The following is a 13,234-nucleotide window of genomic DNA, read 5'->3' on the forward strand; positions in this document are numbered from 1 at the left end:
AAGAGTTCGCTCTTTAAATTTTAAACAAAAGGAGACACATCATGTCTAAAAAAGTATTATTTATCGTCGGTTCACTACGCCAAGGTTCTTTCAACCACCAAATGGCCCTCGAAGCTGAAAAAGTACTTGCTGGTAAAGTAGAAGTTAGCTATCTTGATTACTCAGCTGTTCCTCTCTTCAGCCAAGATTTGGAAGTTCCAACTCATCCAGCTGTAGCTGCTGCTCGTGAAGCAGTTCTTGCTGCTGATGCCATCTGGATCTTCTCTCCAGTATACAACTTCTCTATCCCTGGAACAGTGAAAAACTTGCTTGACTGGCTCTCTCGCGCCATTGACTTGTCTGATACACGTGGTGCTTCTGCCCTCCAAGACAAGTTTGTTACTGTCTCATCTGTAGCCAATGCCGGTCACGATCAACTCTTTGCTATTTACAAAGACCTCTTGCCATTTATCCGTACACAAGTCGTTGGTGACTTTACAGCTGCTCGTGTCAATGACTCTGCTTGGGCTGACGGAAAATTGGTGTTAGAAGAAACAACTGCTTCATCACTTGCCAAACAAGCTGACAACCTTCTTGCAGCCATCAACTAATCCAGCAAAAACCAGCTCGAATGAGCTGGTTTTATGCTTGTTTCACAAAGACGAGTTCTAATTCACTTGATAAATCAGGTCGGTAGTCAAAGCCAGCAAAGCGGAGCTTGCGAGCTTGTTCGACTGTTTGGACTTGCTCTTCTATCAAGACGGTCAAAAAGGCGCCACGGGCTTTTTTTGAAATGGTTGAGTGGATTTTCAACTGACCTGCCTTATCCTCCATAAATTTGAAGGTCACCATCTTTTCTCTAATTTCCTTCGAAAATACGGTTTCAAACTCTGATGATAGGAGGGAGAATATCAAGTCCTCATCCTGAAGTGCCTCATCATAGGCTGACTTCCAATGACTCTTTAAAGTCTTACCAGCAACTTTTAACTTCATCAAAAAGTCCAAACGATGAGGAGCCATGGGCGACAAGGCAGGGACAACACCATATAAAGCCGAGGTAATCAGGACATGATTTTCAAGATAGGTTTGTTCAGCCTCGGTTAAGCCATCTCGTTTGATGTGGCGATACATGAGACCATCGAAGAGTTTCAAGGCTGGATAGTTTTTAGCCCTGTGATCTTTTAAAGCTTGAATATGAGCGTACTCTTCCTCTGCTTTCTCGGCAGATACCTTATAAAAGGTCTCTAATTCACTAGCTGAGTAGTGCGCCAGTGAGTCAAGAACCGACTGACTTTCTTTCCTCAAGGGGAGCGGTTCGGTACAAGGAAGGTTTGTGTTCATTTCTTTGGCTGTTGGGATTAAAATTTTCATATTGTTAGTGTAGCATATTTTTCAACCACGACCAAGAATTTCATCTTAAAAACCTCGGTTCACACCGAGGTTTCTTTTACTTCACTTTAAAGGTCTTGAGATAGTTATCTTTTCCAACTTGACCTTCGAAGGATTGGCCATTTTCGAGGTAAGGAAGGTCGTCTGACACTGAAGCCTTGACCTTATAAATCTTGCCATCAACTTTAAAGAAGTAGACGGTATCACCCTTGATGACAGCTGATTTAAGGTCTGAAATCACTCCCTTGATGTTTTCTACCGTTTCATTATCCAGCTCGAGGTCGTTTTTATTGGCATACTTGCTGAGGAGTTCATCTACCGTAGTTGCTACGATGACGTTTTGGTACTCCACGGCATCGACCAATGCATACTCCTTTACCAAGCCTGCATTGTCCTTCAAGCCCATGATATAGAGCGGTTTGTCATTGAGATTGACAAGAATAGGGAAGGTAGCCTTGTAGGCCTTCTCTTGAACGGCTCCTTCTGCGGAAGCACGGGCAGATTCTTCGGTTGCTGAAGCTAAATTGTACTTGGTGATTTCACCAGTGCGCATATTTTCAAGGATAAATCCTAGATTACTTTCATCAGCATTTGCTGAAGTCACCCCTGTGTAGAGATAAATGTCATTCCCGATAGAAAGATAGTTATAGCCCTCTGTCGTTTGGGTAACATTTTTCTTAGAAATCAGGGCATTCCAGAAGCCGTCTTTATACTTGCCGTTGTAGTTGATTTGCTCAATGGTTTCTTCAGCTGGATAGACACGGTCCACCCATTCTGGCACTTCATCCAAGCTATATTCCTTGGTTTCTCCATTGGTGGCGTCTAAGATAATAACAGATGAAGGAAGAGGGACTCCTAGACCAAACTGCTTTTGATAAACGGTTGCTACATAGAAGGGATTGCCTTCATCATCCACCTCAAAGGATGGCGTTTTAAAAATCTTGGTTGGGTACTTGATCCGAAGATGGCGTTTGACGTCGCGGTTAAAATACTCGGAGTCCGAATACTTCATCGGTGTTTTCAAGTCTACCAATTCAGCGTTCCCTGTCACCATATCAACCTTGATATACTCACCAATTCCCTTGGACTGATTATTAAACCATTTGATCGGGTCGGCATACTCCAAAGGAGTCACCCGATAAGGTTTGCCATCAACCGTCAGCTGGGTATAAGTATCTGCCGCCACATACTGGGAGACCTTATCCGTCAGAGAGCCTAGATAACGGTCTCCAATCTTTTCTGCAGTGCTCCGATCTAGGATTGGAACCTTACTGGTATCACTCTTAGGAAAATCTTTAAAATCTTTTTCTGTGATAGACACCACATTAGCATAGTTTTTTGCTTGGAAAAAGCTAGAGGTCACTAGACTTACCAGACCAGCAAGGGCAAAGATGAGTCCTGCAGCCAGCAACAATCCTCCACCTAATTTATTAAAATGAAGCCCTTCTAGATTGAGTTCGTTGGCAACCTTGCCATGACGTACGTGAACAGTCTTGACGAGATTGGTATCCTTTCGGAAACTAAACAAAATACCCATCACCACCAGATGCCCACATAGGAAAAAGATAAATTCCCAACTGGTGAGATTCAGTGGTGGTAAAAAGATATACCAAGTCGTTGCGATAAAAACAAGTTCAAAAAGTATGCGTTTCATCTGAGTTCCTCCTAAATAATTCGTCCTTCCAAATGATCCAGTTCATGCTGGCAGATCTGAGCTGGAAAACCTGTCAGTGTAATGGTCTGCTCCTGCCACTTGCTATCGCGATAGGAAACCGTAATCGTTTCATAACGAGTCGTTGGCCGTACCCCAGTCAAGGACAAACACCCTTCCTCTGTCTCGTAAGTTCCTTTGTAGGAAAGGAGAATGGGATTAAACATGACCATGGGAACCAAACCAAGATTAAAGATAATGACACGCTTCTGCACCCCAATCATATTGGCCGCCAGACCGACACAGGTCTCGCGATTGGCTAGCAGAGTATCCTGTAGATCTCTAGCTAGATAAAGGTCTTCCTGACTTGCAGGTTTCGAGACCTGCGACAAGAATAAGACATCTCGGACAATTTTCTTTTCCATTCTCTTTCACTCCTTGCTACTTTACTTTATTATAGCACAAAAGAGGATAACTTCTAACCATTCTCCTCAAATGCAAAAAAAGCCATCCGAAGATGACTTTCTTTTTAAATCGCATTCTTATCAAGACCAAGTTTACGTTGAACAAACTTGACGATTTCGACGATAAGTATCATTGAGAAGCTTCCAGCCAGAACAATGGCCCATTGTGACAAGTCTAGTTTGGTTACGTGGAAGATACCTTCAAGCGGTTCTACAACGATTGTTGCCATCAAGAGGATGAAGGATACCAAGATAGACCAGTTGAACGTCTTAGACTTGAATGGTCCGACTGTCAAGATAGATTGGTAAACAGACTTGACGTTGTAGGCATGGAAGAGCTGAATCAAACCAAGTGTTGCAAAGGCCATGGTGAGGGCATCCGCGTGAATTGCTTGATTATCTCCTACATGGACCGGATAAGCAAGAGCAAGACCATAAACAGTCAAGACGAGGGCACCTTGAAGGAGACCTTGATAGATGATAGAACTCATGACCCCACCTGAGAAGAAGCTTGATTTGCGTCCACGTGGTTTGTGGGTCATAACACCTGGCTCAGCTGGCTCAACACCAAGAGCGATAGCTGGGAAGGTATCTGTTACCAGGTTAATCCACAAGAGATGAACTGGCTGTAGGACATCCCAACCAAACAAGGTTGATAGGAAGATAGTTAATACTTCAGCCGTATTGGCAGAAAGCAGGTACTGAATGGTCTTTTGAATGTTTGAGAAGACCTTACGTCCTTCTTCAACTGCGACAATGATAGTCGCAAAGTTATCATCCGCAAGAATCATATCAGAAGCACCCTTAGAAACCTCTGTACCAGTGATTCCCATACCGATACCAATGTCGGCTGTTTTCAGAGCTGGCGCATCATTAACACCGTCACCTGTCATGGCAACAACCTTACCTTGTTTTTGCCAAGCTTTCACGATACGAACCTTGTGTTCTGGAGATACACGCGCGTAAACAGAGTATTGACCAACTACTTTTTCAAATTCTTCATCAGAAAGTTCATTGAGCTCAGCACCTGTCAAGACATGGTCCTCTGAGTCATTTTCGTCGATAATTCCCAAACGTTTGGCAATGGCTTCTGCTGTGTCTTGGTGGTCACCAGTGATCATGATTGGACGGATTCCCGCTTCTTTAGCCACACGAACAGCTTCTGCCGCTTCGGCACGTTCAGGGTCAATCATCCCAATCAATCCAGTAAAGATCAAGTTGTTTTCAAGCTCTTCAGAAGTAAGATTTTCTGGAATACTATCGATAATCTTATAAGCACCTGCAAGGACACGCAAGGCTTGGTGAGCCATTTCAGAGTTGTTTGTATGGATTAATTCAGTGACTTTCTCATCAATCGGAGCAACATCTCCAGCCTTATCACGAGCAACACAACGTTTCAAAAGTTGATCTGGAGCCCCCTTAACTGCCACGAGGAATTTACCATCTGGCAATGGATGAACCGTGGACATGAGTTTACGATCTGAGTCAAACGGCAATTCAGCTACACGAGGATATTTCTCTAAGAACCCTTTAACATCATAGCCCTTATCCAAGGCATACTGGATGAAGGCTGTTTCCGTTGGATCCCCGATCAGGTTTCCTTCTGCATCAATCTTGGTATCATTGGCCAAAACAACTGAACGAAGAAGCGGCATGTCCAAGCCGAGTTCAATATCATCAGCTGAGTCATGTAGGACTGCGTCATAGAAGACTTTCTCGACTGTCATCTTGTTCATGGTCAGCGTACCAGTCTTATCAGAAGCGATGATCTCAGTTGAACCAAGCGTTTCAACTGCTGGCAACTTACGAACGATAGAGTTTCGTTTGGCCAAAACTTGAGTACCAAGGGCAAGAACGATGGTCACGATAGCAGGAAGTCCTTCTGGGATGGCTGCAACAGCAAGCGCAACAGAGGTCATCAACTCACCAAGTGGATCTTTTCCTTGAATGAAGACTCCAACTACAAAAGTAACAAGAGCAATGACTAAAATAGCATAAGTCAAGACCTTAGAAAGATTATTCAAGTTTTGTTTGAGTGGTGTATCCGTCTCATCAGCATCTTGGAGCATGCCAGCGATATGACCCACTTCCGTGTACATACCAGTATTGACAACAACACCAAGACCACGACCATAGGTCACGTTTGAGTTTTGGAAGGCCATATTGACACGGTCACCAATACCAGCATCTGCAGCGAGTTCTACGGTCAAGTCTTTTTCAACTGGAACTGACTCACCTGTCAAGGCTGCTTCTTCGATTTTAAGAGAATTGGCTTCTAGCAAACGTAGGTCTGCTGGCACTACATCACCAGCTTCAAGGGCAACGATATCTCCTGGCACCAATTCTTTGGAATCAATCTCTGCCATGTGCCCATCACGAATAACGCGAGCAGCTGGACTAGACATAGACTTGAGGGCTTCGATGGCTTCTTCTGCTTTTCCTTCTTGGTAAACACCGAAGGCTGCGTTGATGATAACCACAGCTAGAATAATGATAGCATCTGCAATGTCTTCCCCACCAGAAGTTATGACAGACAAGATAGCCGCTGCAACTAGGATGATAATCATCAGATCCTTAAATTGCTCGATGAATTTGACCAAGAGAGATTTTTTCTCACCCTCTTCAAGTTCATTGCGCCCATATTCAGCTAGGCGTTTCTGCGCTTCGCTTGACGAAAGACCTTGCTCAGTTGCTTCAACCGACTTCAAGACCTCTTCGGGACTCTGAGTATAAAACGCTTGGCGTTTTTGTTCTTTTGACATGTGTCTCCTCCTTGACATTGTGTTCAAAATAAGTTCTCTTTTAGTTTTATGACAAACAAAAAGAGACCTGTTAATCATAACAAGTCTCGCTGTTTAAGATAGCGCCGGAAAACATACTTTACAGTATACAATTCGGAATGACGACACTATCACAGGTTTCTGCCAGCTACTCCCTTGAGTAGTACTATTATATCAAAATTTGAACAATTTTCAAGAATTATAATCCGATGAAACAAGACTAAATTTGAATTTTCCCATGAAAACCAGTATAATGAAAACAGAATCTCAGCACTAGAAAGGAAGTCCGATGAATCAATCCATGTCAAATCTTAAGTTGGCGGAACGTGGTGCCATTATCAGCATTTCGACCTACCTCCTCTTATCAGCAGCTAAATTAGCGACTGGCCACCTCCTACATTCTTCCAGTTTGGTAGCGGATGGTTTCAACAACGTATCTGATATTATCGGAAATGTAGCCCTCTTGATCGGGATTCGGATGGCTCGCCAACCTGCAGACCGTGACCATCGCTTTGGTCACTGGAAGATTGAAGATTTGGCTAGTTTGATTACTTCCATCATCATGTTCTATGTTGGTTTTGATGTGCTTCGGGACACCATTCAAAAAATTCTCAGTCGGGAACAAACACCCATTGACCCTCTGGGCGCAAGTCTAGGAGTCTTATCTGCGGCAGTCATGTTCGCAGTTTATCTCTATAATACTCGCCTCAGTAAGAAATCCAAATCCAAGGCTCTCAAGGCAGCTGCCAAGGACAATCTTTCCGATGCTGTGACTTCGCTTGGGACTTCCATTGCTATCCTAGCCAGCAGTTTCAATTATCCGATCGTAGATAAATTGGTCGCTATCATCATCACTTTCTTTATCTTAAAGACAGCCTATGATATCTTTATCGAATCTTCCTTCAGTCTTTCAGATGGTTTTGATGACCGGCTACTGGAAGACTACCAAAAGGCTATTATGGAGATTCCAAAGATTAGTAAGGTCAAGTCCCAAAGAGGGCGTACCTACGGTAGCAATATCTACCTTGATATCACCCTGGAGATGAATCCTGATTTATCAGTCTATGAAAGTCACGAAATTGCAGACCAGGTCGAATCCATGCTGGAAGAGCGCTTTGGAGTCTTTGATACCGATGTCCATATCGAGCCAGCTCCCATACCTGAGGACGAGATTTTAGACAATGTCTACAAAAAACTGCTCATGCGTGAGCAATTGATTGACCAAGGAAATCAGCTAGAAGAACTCCTTGCTGAGGACTTTCTCTATATCCGTCAAGATGGAGAGCAGATGGATAAAGAGGCTTATAAGTCTGAAAAAGAACTTAGTGCTGCGATTAAGGACATTCAGATCACTTCCATCAGTCAGAAAACCAAGCTTATTTGCTATGAGCTAGATGGTATCGTCCACACTAGTATCTGGCGTCGCCATGAGACTTGGCAAAATATCTTCCACCAGGAAACAAAAAAAGAATAGAAAAATCCTGTCATTGCGATGGGATTTTTCTATTCTTCTAACTATCAAAGTCACTTAGGTATTCATAGCGTTCGTATTTTTCAAGGAGTTCTTCGTTCTTCTCGTCTAGCTCTTTTTGAAGAGTCGCTAGTTTGCCAAAATCAGAGCCATTTGCCTGCATTTCTTCTTCAATGGCTACGATACGATTTTCCAAGGCTTCAATATCACCTTCAATGCTTGCCCACTCCTGCTTTTCTTGGTAGGTCATGCGTTTCTTGTCTTCACGGACCTTGACCACTTTCTCTTTTTCTGCCTTTTGCACTTGATTGGCCATCTCTGTTTCAAAGGCTTTTTCATCAAGGTAGTCAGTATAATGACCAAAGAAAGGACGGATGCTTCCATTCTCAAAGGCAAGAATCTTGGTAGCTACCTTATCAAGGAAATAACGGTCGTGGCTAACTGTCAAGACAGGGCCTGCAAATCCTTGCAAGAAATTCTCCAAAACTGTCAAAGTTGCAATGTCTAGGTCATTTGTCGGCTCGTCCAAAAGAAGAACATTTGGTTTTTCCAAGAGTAATTTGAGGAGATAAAGACGTTTTTTCTCGCCACCAGACAATTTCTCAATCAAGGTTCCATGCGTCGAACGTGGGAAGAGGAACTGCTCCAGCAGCTCAGCAATGGAAGTCGTAGAACCACCACTGGTCTTAACCTCTTCTGCTACTTCCTGCAGGTAATTGATAACCCGTTTGCTTTCATCCAAACCTTCGATTTGTTGAGAGAAATAGGCAATGCGAACCGTCTCACCGATGATAACTTGACCTTTAGTCGGCTCAAGACTTCCTGCGATGAGATTAAGCAGAGTTGACTTCCCAACACCATTGTCCCCAACGATTCCGATACGGTCTTTAGCTTGCACTAAGAGATTAAAATCTTGCAAAATGGGCTTGTTCTCATAAGCAAAGGAAACATTCTGAAACTCGATGACTTTTTTCCCAATCCGACTTGTTTCAAAGTTCATGGTCAAGTCTGTTTCAGCAACGCCACCTGAAACTTCTTTTTTCAAGTCGTGGAAACGATTGATACGGGCTTGTTGCTTGGTCGCACGTGCCTGCGGTTGTCTGCGCATCCAGGCTAATTCTTGCTTATAGAGTTGTTCCTTTTTGTGGAGAAGTGCCGCGTCACGCTCATCTTGTTCCGCCTTGAGACGAACATAGTCCTGATAATTTCCCTGATACTCGGTCAAGCCTGCTCGGTCCAACTCGAAAATCCGCGTTGACAAAGCGTCTAGGAAATAACGATCATGTGTGATAAAGAGAACGGTCTTCTTGGAATTTTTCAAAAAGAGGGTCAGCCACTCAATGGTCGCAATGTCCAGGTGGTTAGTTGGCTCGTCCAGCAGCAAGAGGTCGTGGTTTCCTAGGAGAACTTGCGCCAACTGGACTCGTCTTCTTAGACCACCTGACAGTTCCCCGACAGGAGTTGATAAGTCCTGAATACCCAACTTGCTGAGAACCGTCTTGACCTGGCTTTCAATTTCCCAAGCTTGGAGAGAGTCCATCTCTGCCATAACCCGTTCCAAACGAGCTTGCTTATCCTCACTGTAGTTGAGCATGATTAACTCATACTCACGAATCAACTGGATTTCCTTGAGGTCGCTGGACAGAACCGTATCCAAGACCGTCTTGCTATCATCAAAATCTGGATTCTGGGTCAAGTAGCCAATCTTGTAGTCATTCTTAGCGGAAAAAGGGCTAACGTCCCCATCAAAGCCTGAAACTCCAGAAAGAACATCTAAAAGGGTAGTCTTACCCGTTCCATTGACACCAATTAGACCGATTCTGTCCAAGTCATGGATGATAAAAGAAATATCCTTAAAAACTGTCTTGTCACCAACGGATTTGCTTAGTTTTTCAACAATAAAATCACTCATTTTTTCTCCCTCAGGTAAGCATGGATGGCTTGACGGTCATTTTCCAATTCTCCATCAACAATGGCAAACTCAATCTCTGTTAAAACCTCTCCCAAGGCTGGACCTGGCTGATAACCATATTCCTTGATTAAAACACCACCGTTGATCTGGATTTCTTTCTTATCATGAATAGTTAAGCTCTGATAGGTTTTTGTGATTGCTTGTGGGTTGACTGCTTTTCCTTGAGCCTGACGAAGGCTTTCAGCCTGTAGAAGGGAATCCAAATCAAAGCGGTAACAATCGCGCTTGCTCAGCTCTCCTTCTTCTCGCAAAGCCAAAATGGTCAGCAAATTCTGAACTTGCTTTGCAAATTGGCGTGATGTCTTCCAATCTTTCAAAAACGGTTGCGAATCTTTAATCTCCAAAATCCACAAGAGAGCAGCCCAGGCTTGCTCAGAAGACTCAAAGGTGAAATCCGCCTCTAAATCAAACAATTTTTGAAGTTTGTCTCGACTGTCTGCCATATCTGGAAGATAATTATAAGCTTGACTCTCAATCATGGAAGACAGGCCAACTCGCCAAAAAGGTGCCAGCAAGAGTTTATCAAACTCAACGAAGATACGCTCCACAGAAATCTTCTCCAAGAGCGGCGTCAAAGTCTTCATCGCTTTAAATGTTTCTGTCTCAAGTTCAAAGCCAAGACTGGCCTGAAAACGGAAACCACGCATAATCCGCAAAGCATCTTCATTGAAACGCTCACTAGCCACTCCAACTGCTCGCAAGACTTGGTTTTTCAAATCTTTGAGACCATCGAACAAATCAATGATTTCTCCCGTCTCATCCAAGGCAAAGGCGTTAACTGTGAAATCACGACGCTTGAGGTCTTCTTCTAGCGAACGCACAAAGGAAACCGCACTGGGTCTGCGATAGTCCACATAGACATCTTCAGTCCGAAAGGTGGTTACCTCATACTCCTCGTCCCCATCTAAAACTAAGACGGTTCCGTGCTCGATTCCGATATCAGCTGTTCGCGGAAAAATCTGCTTGGTCTCCTCTGGATAAGAAGAAGTCGCGATATCCACATCGTGGATGGGACGATTGAGGAGGGCATCTCGAACAGAGCCCCCAACAAAATAGGCTTCAAAGCCTGCTTCTTTAATTTTTTCCAATACTGGTAAAGCCTTCTGAAATTCAGAAGGCATTTGCGTTAATCTCATAATAAGTGTTCTAATCCATAGACAAGCTCATGACGCTTGACAACTTCTTTGATTCCCAAATTGACCCCTGTCATGAAGGAGCTGCGATCATAGGAGTCATGACGAAGGGTCAATCCTTCTCCCTGATTGCCAAAGATGACTTCCTGATGAGCTACCAAGCCTGGTAGACGAACTGAGTGGATACGCATGCCATCAAAGTCAGCACCGCGAGCACCTGCAATCAATTCTTCCTCATCAGGCGCACCTTGTTGGATAGACTCTCGCACTTCCGCCATCAACTCAGCCGTTTTAATGGCTGTTCCGCTCGGAGCATCTTTTTTCTTGTCATGATGGAGCTCGATAATCTCCACATTGGGGAAATATTTGGCAGCCTGCGCCGCAAATTGCATGAGCAAGACAGCTCCCAAGGCAAAGTTAGGAGCAATCAAGCCACCCAAATCTTGTTCACGGGAAAATGCTTTTAGCTCAGCAATTTCTTCACTAGTAAAGCCTGTTGTTCCAACTACTGGAGCAAAGCCATTTTCAAGAGCAGAGCGTGTATTTTCGTAGGCAACGGCTGGTGTGGTAAAATCTACCCAAACATCCGCTTCAAAACCAACCAAGTCAGCCTTATCATTGAAGACAGGAATTCCCTGCCATTCTGACTCAGACTCAAAAGGATCCAAAACTGCAACCAAGTCCAAGTCTGGATCAGCCAAGACCATCTGACAAGCAGCTTGGCCCATCTTTCCCTTAAAACCGGCAATAATTACTCGAATACTCATCTCTACTCCTGTCTAAGATACAAAGGACGTTAGCTGCCCATGAAAAATAGGGAATGGCACTGACTTTCCATGAAAGACAAGACAGGCATCTTTTTTCAAGAGGCAGGTAGGCCGTGTTCAATTGCTAAGATACAAAGCCTGTAAGAACACAAAGTGAAAATAGGAGTTCTGATCAAGGAGTGCCTACTCCTTGGAAGAACTATCTTTTTCACATAGGGTTCCAGGCGTGTTCAATTATCAAGATACAAAGGACGTTAGCTGCCCATGAAAAATAGGGAATGGCGCTGACTTTCTACGAAAGGAAAGACAGGCATCTTTTTTCAAGAGGCAGGTAGGCCGTGTTCAATTTCTAAGATATAAAGCTTTTAAGAACAATCTAGACGATTGGTGTATAGCTCAAGGCAATACTGCCTTCTCCAAGGTGGGTTCCAATGGCACTACCAAAGCTAACAATTGGAATCTCAGAAGTCACACCACTCTCCTTCAAAAGCTGACGTAAATCTGCCGCCTTTTGAGGAGCGTTCCCATGAATGACTGTTATACGGTAGTCCCCATCTTTTGTCAACTCCTTGATGATTTCCACCAAACGTTTGATTGCTTTCTTTTCTGTACGAACTTTTTCGTAAACTTCAATCACTCCTTGGTCGTTAAAGTAGAGGATAGGCTTGATACTGAGGAGATTTCCTAAGATGGCAGCCCCATTTGACAAACGTCCTCCCTTAACCAAGTGGTCGAGGTCATCTACTATGATAAAAGCTGAATTATCAGCAATTTGGATAGCCAACTTCTCCTGAATCTGAGCAAAATCATCGCCTTGTTCTGCCCATTCAAAGACACTCTCTACCATAAATCCTAGAGGGGAGCTTGTGATATGGGTATCCGGAAAGGCGATGGTCAAGCCATCATACTCGTCCAACATGTATTGGATATTCTGATAAAAACCTGAGATTCCTGACGAAAGAAAGAGTCCCAGGACATGGGTATAGCCCTCATCTTTCAAGGAACTTAGAATCTCATCCAATTTGGCAATACTTGGTTGACTAGTTTTAGGCAATTCTGCAGACTGAGCCATTTTTTGATAAAATTCCTCAGCAGTCAGATTGACACCTTCTACATACTCCTCTCCATCAATATTGACAGGAATATCCAAGATAAATAGATTCTCTCTTTGCAGCGTCTTCTCCTCTAAATAGGCTGAAGAATCTGTAATGACAGCTAATTTCATGACTAAAACTCCAAATTGATCCCTGGAAGATCCAAGGCGATTTCTGTTACTTCATACGTCAAACGATTGAGCATGTTCAAACATGGACGTGCCAAGGTTTCAACTTCTTCTTGGTTAAATTCGCTTGGTTCGTTGACAATACGACCTTCCACATGGTTAACTTGGGAAATCGTTCCGCTGATGACAAATTTGTCAAAGACAATCATGAAACTCAAGATAACGACAAGCGAAGTCACTTGGTTTTCTTGGTCATGTTGGAGTAACTGAAAGTTCACATCTACCTTGGTTTCAGGAGCTCCATTTTCATTTTCCCATTCAAAGTTACGAGCATCAAAGTGATACTGGCTAACAAATTCTTGTTCTCGTTTAAGATCCATTTTTCTCTCCCATTGCTACAATTACT

At 43.5% G+C, this 13,234-nt stretch carries 11 protein-coding genes; 2 read left to right on the forward strand and 9 right to left on the reverse strand.

The features are described 5' to 3' along the window. Positions 1–41 precede the first annotated feature (41 nt). Positions 42–590, forward strand: a complete 549-nt coding sequence (locus SORDD05_RS03720; RefSeq protein WP_061417136.1) for an NADPH-dependent FMN reductase — start codon at positions 42–44, stop codon at positions 588–590. A gap of 31 nt (positions 591–621) precedes the next feature. On the opposite strand, the gene yaaA is transcribed toward SORDD05_RS03720, so the two are convergent. The 4 genes from yaaA to SORDD05_RS03740 all read right to left on the reverse strand — a co-directional run bounded on the left by yaaA (position 622) and on the right by SORDD05_RS03740 (position 6,245). Continuing rightward, positions 622–1,350 carry a peroxide stress protein YaaA gene (gene yaaA / locus SORDD05_RS03725; RefSeq protein WP_061417137.1) on the reverse strand — a complete coding sequence of 243 codons (729 nt, stop codon included), beginning with the start codon at positions 1,348–1,350 and terminating at the stop codon, positions 622–624. Positions 1,351–1,426: 76 nt separating this feature from the next. Further along, entirely contained in the window at positions 1,427–3,022 is a 1,596-nt protein-coding gene (locus SORDD05_RS03730; RefSeq protein WP_061417138.1) for a hypothetical protein, read from the reverse strand. Positions 3,023–3,033: 11 nt separating this feature from the next. Next, the gene (locus SORDD05_RS03735) at positions 3,034–3,444 is read right to left on the reverse strand and encodes a peptide deformylase (protein ID WP_061417139.1); all 411 of its coding nucleotides are present in this window, start codon (positions 3,442–3,444) and stop codon (positions 3,034–3,036) included. A gap of 104 nt (positions 3,445–3,548) precedes the next feature. Beyond that, positions 3,549–6,245: a cation-translocating P-type ATPase gene (locus SORDD05_RS03740; protein ID WP_061417140.1), complete on the reverse strand. Its 2,697-nt coding sequence runs from the start codon at positions 6,243–6,245 to the stop codon at positions 3,549–3,551. A gap of 307 nt (positions 6,246–6,552) precedes the next feature. On the opposite strand from SORDD05_RS03740, the gene mntE reads away from it, so the two are divergent. Continuing rightward, positions 6,553–7,737, forward strand: a complete 1,185-nt coding sequence (gene mntE, locus SORDD05_RS03745; protein ID WP_061417141.1) for a CDF family manganese efflux transporter MntE — start codon at positions 6,553–6,555, stop codon at positions 7,735–7,737. 37 nt (positions 7,738–7,774) lie between these two features. Here mntE and SORDD05_RS03750 read toward each other — a convergent pair whose 3' ends face one another. The 5 genes from SORDD05_RS03750 to SORDD05_RS03770 form a co-directional block, all read right to left on the reverse strand. Beyond that, positions 7,775–9,646: an ABC-F family ATP-binding cassette domain-containing protein gene (locus SORDD05_RS03750; RefSeq protein WP_061417142.1), complete on the reverse strand. Its 1,872-nt coding sequence runs from the start codon at positions 9,644–9,646 to the stop codon at positions 7,775–7,777. Then, positions 9,643–10,842, reverse strand: a complete 1,200-nt coding sequence (locus SORDD05_RS03755; protein ID WP_081102450.1) for a CCA tRNA nucleotidyltransferase — start codon at positions 10,840–10,842, stop codon at positions 9,643–9,645. Before SORDD05_RS03755 ends, SORDD05_RS03750 begins: the two co-directional genes overlap by 4 nt. Further along, complete coding sequence (gene dapB / locus SORDD05_RS03760) at positions 10,839–11,606, reverse strand: 4-hydroxy-tetrahydrodipicolinate reductase (RefSeq protein ID WP_061417144.1); 768 nt, start codon at positions 11,604–11,606, stop codon at positions 10,839–10,841. The genes SORDD05_RS03755 and dapB overlap by 4 nt, the downstream gene beginning before the upstream one ends. Before the next feature lie 376 nt (positions 11,607–11,982). Next, positions 11,983–12,831 carry a DegV family protein gene (locus tag SORDD05_RS03765; protein WP_061417145.1) on the reverse strand — a complete coding sequence of 283 codons (849 nt, stop codon included), beginning with the start codon at positions 12,829–12,831 and terminating at the stop codon, positions 11,983–11,985. A 2-nt stretch (positions 12,832–12,833) separates the two neighbouring features. Further along, positions 12,834–13,208: a DUF1149 family protein gene (locus SORDD05_RS03770; RefSeq protein WP_061417146.1), complete on the reverse strand. Its 375-nt coding sequence runs from the start codon at positions 13,206–13,208 to the stop codon at positions 12,834–12,836. Positions 13,209–13,234: the final 26 nt, after the last annotated feature.

The organism is Streptococcus oralis, assembly GCF_001578705.1.
Taxonomy (GTDB): Bacteria; Bacillota; Bacilli; order Lactobacillales; family Streptococcaceae; genus Streptococcus; species Streptococcus oralis_J.